This is a genomic window from Actinomadura kijaniata NBRC 14229 (assembly GCF_001552175.1).
Taxonomy (GTDB): Bacteria; Actinomycetota; Actinomycetes; order Streptosporangiales; family Streptosporangiaceae; genus Spirillospora; species Spirillospora kijaniata.
Genome location: NZ_BCQR01000285.1, coordinates 1 through 7,451, shown reverse-complemented (window position 1 = coordinate 7,451; position 7,451 = coordinate 1). Strand labels below are relative to the sequence as shown.

6 protein-coding genes are annotated in these 7,451 nt (G+C 75.0%); 1 reads left to right on the top strand and 5 read right to left on the bottom strand.

Annotation, left to right across the window (positions count from 1 at the left end; translation table 11 throughout):
* The 5 genes from AKI01S_RS47490 to AKI01S_RS47470 form a co-directional block, all read right to left on the bottom strand.
* Positions 1 to 2,280, bottom strand: a 2,280-nt coding sequence (locus tag AKI01S_RS47490) for a sensor histidine kinase (protein ID WP_067833427.1), incomplete at its 3' end; no start/stop codon positions are given.
* A 96-nt stretch (positions 2,281 to 2,376) separates the two neighbouring features.
* Positions 2,377 to 3,009: a GTP-binding protein gene (locus tag AKI01S_RS47485; RefSeq protein WP_067833424.1), complete on the bottom strand. Its 633-nt coding sequence runs from the start codon at positions 3,007 to 3,009 to the stop codon at positions 2,377 to 2,379.
* Positions 2,990 to 3,418 carry a DUF742 domain-containing protein gene (locus AKI01S_RS47480; protein WP_245682090.1) on the bottom strand — a complete coding sequence of 143 codons (429 nt, stop codon included), beginning with the start codon at positions 3,416 to 3,418 and terminating at the stop codon, positions 2,990 to 2,992. The genes AKI01S_RS47485 and AKI01S_RS47480 overlap by 20 nt, the downstream gene beginning before the upstream one ends.
* 5 nt (positions 3,419 to 3,423) lie before the next feature.
* Positions 3,424 to 3,825 (bottom strand): roadblock/LC7 domain-containing protein, encoded by a 402-nt coding sequence (locus AKI01S_RS47475; RefSeq protein WP_067833430.1) that lies wholly within the window; start codon positions 3,823 to 3,825, stop codon positions 3,424 to 3,426.
* Positions 3,825 to 6,452: a nitrate- and nitrite sensing domain-containing protein gene (locus AKI01S_RS47470; protein ID WP_169814143.1), complete on the bottom strand. Its 2,628-nt coding sequence runs from the start codon at positions 6,450 to 6,452 to the stop codon at positions 3,825 to 3,827. Before AKI01S_RS47470 ends, AKI01S_RS47475 begins: the two co-directional genes overlap by 1 nt.
* Positions 6,453 to 6,686: 234 nt before the next feature.
* Between AKI01S_RS47470 and AKI01S_RS47465 the strand changes: the two genes are divergently transcribed.
* A partial coding sequence (locus tag AKI01S_RS47465) for a sirohydrochlorin chelatase (protein WP_067833417.1) occupies positions 6,687 to 7,451 on the top strand: 765 nt, incomplete at its 3' end.

Here is a 7,451-nt window from a genome sequence, read left to right as displayed (position 1 = left end):
GGGCAGCCCGTCGGCGGTCAGCTCCGGCGCGGGCGGCGACGGCGCGGGGCCGGTGGGCGGCTCGGGCTCGGGCATGGGCTCGGACACCAGCCGCACCACGCTCTGCTGCGCGGTCGTCGTGCCGGTCCCGGCGCCGCCGGTGGGCGCGCCGGCCGGCAGCGTCACCGGGCCGGACGAGCGGCGCGCCGCCGGCTCCGGCTCCGGCACGTCCGTGACCAGGTTGGCGGGCAGCAGCGCGATGGCGGTGGTGCCGCCGTAGGCGGACTGCCGCAGCGTGACCCGGATGTCGTGCCGCCGGGCCAGCCGCGCCACCACGAACAGGCCGAGGCGGGCGCTGTCGGAGGGGTCGAACTCCGGCGGGTCGGCCAGCTTCTCGTTGGCGGACTGGAGCGCCTCGGGCGTCATGCCGAGGCCGCGGTCCTCGATCTCGATGGCGAAGCCGTTGCCGACCGCGTGCCCGCTGACCAGCACCGGCGCCTGCGGCGGGGAGTAGGAGGTGGCGTTCTCGACCAGCTCGGCCAGCAGGTGGATGACGTCGGCGACGGCGGCGCCCACCAGCGCCACCCGGGGCAGCTGCTGCACCCGCACCCGCGGGTAGTCCTCCACCTCGGCGACCGCGCCGCGCACCACGTCCACCAGCGGGACGGGCCGCCGCCAGCCGCGGCCGGCGTGCTTGCCGGCCAGGATGACCAGGCCCTCGGCGTGCCGCCGCATGCGGGTGGCCAGGTGGTCCAGCCGGAAAAGGTCGGACAGCTCGGCCGGGTCCTCGGTGCGGTGCTCCATGGTGTCGAGCAGGCTGAGCTGGCGGTGCAGCAGCACCTGGTTGCGGCGGGCGAGGTTGACGAACACCTCGCTGAGGCCGCGCCGCACGGCGATCTCGCGGGCGGCCGCGACGAGCACGGCGTCGCGCGTGGCCACGAACGACTCGGAGATCTCGCGGATCTCGGCGATCCGGTAGTCGGCCGCGGGGGGCTCGTCGGCGGGGTCCACCGAGTCCCCGGCGCGGACCTGGTCGGCCAGCAGCGGCAGCCGCTTGCGGGCGAAGTCGCCGACGGCCGTGGCCAGGGCGCGGCACTCGCGCAGCAGCCGCCGGGAGATCCGGACCGCGATGTAGGACGACAGCACGACCGCGACCAGGCCGAGGAGCCCGGCCAGGCCCAGCGGGGCGAGCGTGTTGATCGCGATGCCGGTGGCGCGTTCGGTCACGCCCGCCAGCACCGAGTTCTCGAACGTGTAGAGCCGCTCCGTCACCTGGTCCACGGCGCCGCGCCAGGCGGCCGGATCCACCGGTAGGTTCGTCCGGACGGCGCTGGAGGTCTTGGTGGGGTCGGGCTGCTGGTGGTCGTCGGGGTGCCGGTCGTCGGGCTGCCGGCCGGTGGGCTGCTGCTGCCGGTCGGGCTGCTGGCCGGTGGGCGGGGCCGCGTTCTGCTCGTCGTTGGTGCGGGTGGTGCGCGTCTCCCGGCCGGTGTCGCGCATGACCTGCTCCTCCAGCTTCCGCAGCTGCTGGAACGGCGGGCTGGCGGCCATGTCCCGGTAGCGGTCGGCGTCGGCGGGCGGCAGGTTCGGCGCGGTGTCGGCGTACAGGTTCCGCTGCGCGCCGACGAACTGGGCGAACTCGGCGCGTTCGGCGGCGGTGAGGCGGCCGGCCGACAGCGCGCCGGTGAGCAGCGCGTCCTCGCGCGCCAGGAACTCGCGGGCGCGGCCCACGGCGGTGAGGACGCGCGCGTCGGTGGCGATCCGGCCGTCCGACGGGACGGCCGCGTTGTAGATCGCGAACCCGGCGTCGATCATGCCGGACACCTCGGCCAGCACCCGCTGCCGGTCGACGGTGTGGAAGTCGTTCGGGTGCTCGACGGCGGTGTGGGCGTCGACGGTGCGGCGGATCGATCCCAGCACCTGCATCCGCGCCACCAACGCGTCGATCCGGGCGCGCACGGCGGGGACGACCGCCTCCCGCAGGTCACCGTCCCGGGCGTTGCGCTCGACGACGGCGCGCGCCGCGTCGGTCGCGCGCCGCTGCGCGTCCAGGGCGCTGCGGTCGGCGTTCGCCGGGGCCCCGAGCTGCCACAGCGAGAGCCGGCGTTCCTTCTGCAGCTCGCTGATGAGCTTCTGGGTCGGCAGCAGCGACCTGTCCTGGAACCGCTTGCCGTTCATCAGTTGCACGGCGTCGCCGTAGGTCACGGACGTCACGAACGCCCACAGCGCGACCAGCGACAGCAGCGGGACGAGGATCAGCGTCGTGATCCTCGCCCGCACGGACGACAGGCGCCGGGCCAACATGTGGTGGAAAACCTCCCTTTGCGGGGGTGTGTGGAGGTCTGCCGGAGCCTACTACGTCATGAGATCTCCGGGGTCAGGGATCGGGGTCGCTCCCGGTCACACCGCCTTCGCGCGGTGTCCGTCGTCGGCGGCGTCGGGCAGGCTCAGCACGTGCTCGACCAGCCTGATCAGCACCTGCTTGCAGGACTCGCGGCGCCGCACGTCGCACAGCACCACCGGCACGTCCGGGTCGAGGTCCAGCGCGATGGCGATGTCCTCGGCGCGGTGCGTCTCGACCCCCTCGAAGCAGTTGACCGCCACGACGAACGGCGTGCCGCGCCGCTCGAAGTAGTCGACCGACGGGAAGCAGTCGGTCAGCCGCCGGGTGTCGGCCAGCACGACCGCGCCCAGCGCGCCCTGCGCCAGCTCGTCCCACATGAACCAGAACCGCTCCTGGCCGGGCGTGCCGAACAGGTACAGCACCAGCCGCTCGGTCAGCGTGATGCGGCCGAAGTCCATCGCCACGGTGGTGGTCGTCTTGCGTTCCACGCCCGAGGTGTCGTCGACGTCCACGCCGCGCTCGGTGAGCGGCTCCTCGGTGTGCAGCGGCCGGATCTCGCTGATCGAGCCGACCATCGTCGTCTTGCCGACGCCGAACCCGCCCGCCACCAGGATCTTGGTGGTGACCAGCGGCGGCCCGTCGTCGGGCGTTCCCTCGGGGAACGTCCCGTCAGAGCGCGCGGAGCCCATCCAGCACCTCCCTCAGCACCCCCACGTTGGGGCGGCCGTCGCTGCGTTCGATCGTCGCCACCACCCGGACCAGGCCGTCGTCGCGCAGGTCGCCCAGCATCACCCGGACCACGCCGATCGGCAGGCCCAGGTCGGCGGCCAGGTCGGCGACCGGGACCGGGCGCGCGCAGCGCGCCAGGATCCGCCGGTGCTCGGGCCCGTAGCGCCACCGCCGCGCGGGCGGCTTCCCGGTCGCCGCGACTACCGCGATCAGGTCGAACGTTCCACCCTCCGGCCGGGTGCGCCCGCGCGTCATCGCGTAGGGGCGCACGACCGGCCCGGCCTCCTGGTCCAGCCACTCGTGGCCGGTGTCGCGTCCGGCGCGCCGGTCCTCGCGGTCCCCGTCGCCGAACCATCCGTCCGCCGCCACCGCGGTCAGCTCCCGCTGGTGCGCGGCGCGGCCTGCAGGTGCCGGCCGACCCGCTTGACCAGCACGGCCATCTCGTAGGCGATCAGGCCCGCGTCGGCGTCGGCGGTGGCCAGCACCGCCAGGCAGGTGCCGTCCCCGGCGGCGGTGACGAACAGCAGCGCGTTGTCCATCTCGATGATCGTCTGCCGGACGTTGCCGCCGTCGAAGTGGCGGCCGGCGCCGCGCGCCAGGCTCTGCACGCCCGCCGCCAGCGCCGACAGGTGCTCGGCGTCCTCGCGGGCCAGCTCGCGGGAGGCCGCCACCGCCAGCCCGTCGCGGGACAGGATCACCGCCTGACGGACGGCGGGAACGCGGTCGGCCAGATCGTTGAGCAGCCAGTCCAGCTCGCCTGTCGCGGTGCCGTGCATCATCGGATCCCCTCATGCTCGTGGTGCTCTCGCCCGGATTCGGGCAGGTCCCGGTCCGCGTCGCGGCCGCGACGCCATCCGCTCTGGATCGACGACATCAGGGAGCGCGCCTGCTCGGGCGAGCGCACGACGACGCCGTGCGCGTTCTCCTCCACGGGCGGCGGTGTGACCCGTCCGTCGTCGCGCAGTTGCGGGGCCAGGTTCTGTTGACGCCTCCGCCGGGGCAGTCCCGCGTGGGTGTCGGCGGGGTCGCTGTCGGCGGGAGCGGTCTCGGTGGGAGCGGTCGTGGCGGGGGACGTGGGAAGCGGTCGTGGCTCCGGTGCGGGCGGCGCGTCGTTCCGCGCCGGGTCCGCCCAGCGGGCGCCGTCGTCGAACCACGGGTTCACGGCGTGCGGGAGCGCGGCCGGTCCGGCGGGGGGTTCGGTGGACGGCGCGGAGGGCGGCAGATCCCACACGATCGTGGGTTCGAGGGCGGGTTCGGGGGCGGGCTCGGGTTCGGGCCAGGGCTCGAAGCCGCGCTCGGGCTCGGGCGGCGGCGCGAAGACCGGCTCGGCGGCGGCGCCGGGCAGCGGCACCACCGGGGCGGGGACGTCCGGGCCGGACGCGGGCTCCGGCTCCGGGCCCACCTCCAAGCCCACCTCCACGCCCGGCTCGACGCCCGGCTCGACGCCCACCTCCATGCCCGGCTCCACGCCGGACTCGGTGGCGGGTCCGGTGGCGGACTCGGTGGCCGGCTCCTGCTCCGGCGCGGGTTCGGGGGCGTCGGGGTCGAAGTCCTCGGCGGACACCACCAGGTCGTGCGGCAGCAGGGCGACCGCCGAGACGCCGCCGTACGGGGAGCGCCGCAGCGACACCTGGATGTGGTGCCGGGCCGCCAGCCGCGCCACCACGAACAGGCCGAGCTGGTCGGTGTCCACCAGGTCGAAGTCCGGCGGCGCGGCCAGCCGCCGGTTGATCTCGGCCAGCTCGTCGGGCGCGATGCCGAGGCCGCGGTCCTCGATCTCGATGACGAAGCCGTTGCCGACCCGCTCGGCCATCATCCGGATCTCGGTGCCGGGCGGCGAGAACGCGGTGGCGTTCTCCAGCAGCTCGGCCAGCAGGTGGATCACGTCGGCGACGGCCGCGCCGACCAGCGCGTCGTCGGCCTCGGTCAGCACCGAGATCCGGGTGTAGTCCTCCACCTCGGCGACCGCGCCGCGCAGCACGTCGGCGAGCGCGACCGGGCGGCGCCAGCCCCGGCCGGGGGTCGCGCCGGACAGGATGATCAGGCTCTCGGCGTGCCGCCGCATGCGGGTGGTGAGGTGGTCCAGCTTGAACAGGTCGTCCAGGTCGTCGGCCTCGGCGCGGCTCTCCAGCGTGTCCAGCATCTTGAGCTGGCGGTGCAGCAGCGACTGGTTGCGGCGGGCGATGTTGAGGAACAGGGCGCGCACGCCCTCGCGCAGCTCGGCCTGGCCGACGGCCGCCTCCACGGCGGTCCGCTGCACGGCCCCGAACGCCGCCGCGACCTGCGCGATCTCGGTGGTGCGCCCGCTGGCCGGCGGCGGGGCCTCGGCGTCGGCGTCGATCCGGTCACCGCGCACCAGCCGGGCGACGACGCCGGGCAGCCGGTTCTCGGCCATGTCCTGCGCGGACCGGCGCAGCCCGGTCAGCTCGCGGATCAGGTCGCGGCCCAGCCGCACCGACAGCACGAGCGAGGCGCCCACCGCGACCAGGCCCAGGCCGCCCGCCAGGCCGAGCATCAGCAGGATCCGGTCGCCGCGGGCGTGCTGCTCGTCGCGCAGCTGCGCCAGGCTCTTGCCGTGGGCGTCGTTGATCGTGACGAGCATCGGCTCGACGAGCGAGGACCACCGGGCGGGATCGACCGTGCCGCGCCGGGTGCCGGTGTCGGCGATCTCGTTCTCCATCGCCTGGAAGGAGGTGAACGCCGTGGAGGTCAGGGAGGGGCGCAGCACGCGGCCGTGGTGCCCGGCGTCCATCTGGGCCCGCTGGTGCTCCCACAGCTGCCGCTGCCGCCCGACCAGCTCCACGAACGCCCGGTGCTGGGCGGCGGTGAGCCGCCCGTTGACCGCCCCGGCGACCAGCGCGCTCTCGCGCATCACGAGGTCCATGGCGCGGCCGCCGTTCACGATGGCCGCGCCCCACTGGTTCAGCCGGGCGTCGTCGGTGAGCAGGGTGTGGTCGGAGAACTCGTAGATGGTGTCCACGACGCCGCCGTAGGCGGCGACGACGGCGACGTGATCCATGGTCTGCCCGTCGACCGCGTCGCGGATGTCCTTGAGGCCGTCGAGCCGCCGCAGCGAGTCGTTGAGCAGCCGGACGCGGGTCGAGCCCTCGTCCGACGCCGCGTCGAGCTCCTCGCGGGCGCGCTGGCGGAACGTCGCGACCCGCGCGTCGGTGCGGCCGCGGGCCTCCTGCACCGTGGAGCGGGAGGCGGGCTCGGCCCCGACGGCCGCGGCCGAGACCCGCCGCTCGGCGCCGAGCGCGAACACCGTGTCCTGGATGATGTCGGCGAGCCGTTCGATGGAGCCCTCGGACCGGCGCTGGCCCATCGCGTCGCCGAGGGTGAGCGCCGCGGCGAAGGTCCACAGCGCCGCCAGCGACAGCAACGGGACCACGAGCAAGGTCACGATCCTGGAACGAATCGATCGTGTGCTGGGCTGACTCATGACACCTCGCGGCTATAGCCCCCCTGGTCGGCGGAGTTGGCCGAGATCTTAAGGGGACCACGTAGAATGATCGCAAGCCCTCCTTAAATCGGTACATAACTCGTGACTTTCCACCCCGCCCGTACGGTCACAATTCGCTGCTGATCCAGCACCGCGCCGGTCGGACGGCCACCGATCGGCGTTACCATTCCCGCCGTGAGTCCCGAAAGCCAGGCATCCGAGGCACTTCCGTCGCGACGCCGCCGCGCCCTCCGCGGCGGGCGGCACCGCGGCGACGAGTCGTTCCTGCTCCCTCCCGGTTCCCCCGCCCTGGTCCTGGCGGTGCCCGGCTCGGCCGCGCGTCCCGGTGCGGCGGTCGCCGCCGAACTGGCCCGGCTGGTGGAGATCGAGCACACCGGGCAGCCCGCGCTGGTCGGCTTCCTGGAGGGCGGCGAGCAGGCGCTCGGCCCGCTGCTGGGCGGCCTGCGCCAGCAGCGGCCCGACGAGCCCGCGGCCGTGGTCGTCCCGCTGGTCACCGGGCCCGACCCGGCGGTCCGGCACGCGGTGGCGCACGCGGTGGCGCAGGCCCCGGCCCCGATGCTGGCGGCCGAGCCGCTCGGCCCGCACCCGTTCATCGCCGAGGCGCTGCACGACCGGCTGGCCGACGCGGGGCTGGCGCGCGCCGACCGCATCCGCATGATGACCATGGTCACCGAGGCGGGCGGCATCATCGTGGCGACCCCGGGCGGCGCCGAGGCGGTCCGGCAGGCCGAGATCACCAGCGTGCTGCTGGCCTCGCGGCTGGCCACACCGGTGTTCACCGCCTCGCTCGACGACGAGGCGGGCGTCAAGGCCGCCGCCGAGCAGCTGCGCCTGGCGGGCGCGCACTCGGTGGCCGTCGCCCCGCACCTGATCGGGCCGGAGGCCGACGCGGGCCGGGTCGCGGCCGCCGCGTCCGTCGCGGGCGGGCGGCACGCCGCC